Source organism: Endozoicomonas sp. SESOKO2, from assembly GCF_024606245.1.
Taxonomy (GTDB): Bacteria; Pseudomonadota; Gammaproteobacteria; order Pseudomonadales; family Endozoicomonadaceae; genus Endozoicomonas_A.
Map to the genome: position 1 here is coordinate 1 of NZ_JAHHPQ010000172.1, position 1,546 is coordinate 1,546.

2 protein-coding genes are annotated in these 1,546 nt (G+C 51.9%); both read right to left on the bottom strand.

Annotated elements, in window-relative coordinates; genetic code table 11:
• The coding region (locus KDK17_RS04255; RefSeq protein WP_257287428.1) for a Na(+)-translocating NADH-quinone reductase subunit C at nt 1-717 on the bottom strand (717 nt) is incomplete at its 3' end.
• A partial coding sequence (locus KDK17_RS04260) for an NADH:ubiquinone reductase (Na(+)-transporting) subunit B (protein ID WP_257287429.1) occupies nt 717-1,546 on the bottom strand: 830 nt, incomplete at its 5' end. The genes KDK17_RS04260 and KDK17_RS04255, both read right to left, overlap by 1 nt.

Genomic DNA, 1,546 nt, shown 5'->3' on the forward strand with positions numbered 1-1,546 from the left:
GTTGGTCACACCGTTACTGGTCAGAGTTGCGCCGGAAAGACCGTCGACCTTGTAAGGAGACTTGGGATCAGCACCGCCTTTCACCAGGCCTGCTTCCACAACACCTTTACTGTCGTAGATCTTCTTTCCGGGCCATTTATCCTTCCAGAGCGGGTTGTCTACTTCGCCACCCAGTCCCGGCGTTTCTTTCTGGTCGTAGAAACCGAAACCCTTGACGGTGTTCAGGTCACTATCCAGAGCCATAAAGCCATACATGGTAGACCACAGACCGTAGCCGTGTACGGGCAGAATGATGGTTTCCAGCTTGCCATTTTTCTCAATGATATAGACCTTGGCAATGTCAGCCTGACGCTTGATGCTGGCAATATCCTCGGCACCACTCAGGGCACGGGACTCGTCGGGAATCTTGGCGGCAACACGCTGGTCATAGTTGGCAGCGGTTTGACCCTCAGGGGTTTTATCAACGAACTTGCCGGTTTTCAAGTCGACCAGACGCGGCTGAACCTGTTTATACAGTTCGGCCACTTCACTGTTGCTCAAAGCCTTGGCATCTTTGGTCAGACCAGAAATGCTAAGGATATTGCGCTGAACGTCGAGTTCAACATTCTCGTTCTGCTGCGGCTTCAGGAAAACGGCAGCAGCAGACACCACAATGGAGCACACCAGAGAGAGCAGAATCGTTACAAATAACGTCTTCTTGATACTATCGTTACCCATCAGGCACGAGCCTCCCTACGCTTGATGTTGGCTTCAACCACGAAGTGGTCAATCAGCGGCGCAAACAGGTTGGCGAACAGAATGGCCAACATCATACCCTCTGGATAAGCGGGGTTAACGGTACGGATCAGGATGACCATGACACCAATCAGCATTCCGTAATACCAGCGACCGGTATTGGTCATGGAAGCGGATACAGGATCGGTTGTCATAAAGATCAGACCAAAAGCAAAGCCCCCCATAACCATGTGCCAATACCATGGAGTAGTGAACATCATGTTGGTCTCGGAACCAATCATGTTGAACAGGGTTGCTGTTGCAATCATACCCAGCATGGTACCGGCAACAATTCTCCAGGAGGCGATACGAGTTGCCAGCAGCACAGCACCACCGATGAAGATGGCCAGAGTAGAGGTTTCACCGACAGAGCCCTGGATAGTACCCAGGAAAGCGTCGAACCAGGTGATACCATTGGAGACAACCTGATCAATACCACCCTGCTGTGCCAGACTCAGGGCAGTTGCACCGGAGAAGCCGTCTACAGCAGTCCAAACCAGGTCACCGGAGATCTGTGCAGGGTAAGCGAAGAACAGGAACGCACGGCCAGTCAGAGCCGGGTTAAGGAAGTTCTTGCCAGTACCACCGAATACTTCCTTACCGATAACAACACCGAAGGAGATACCGAGGGCGACCTGCCACAGCGGAATACTGGGAGGCACAATCAGAGCGAACAGGACAGAAGTAACAAAGAAACCTTCGTTAACTTCGTGACCACGAACGATGGCAAAAAGTACTTCCCAGAAACCGCCGACAAAGAATGTAACGGCAT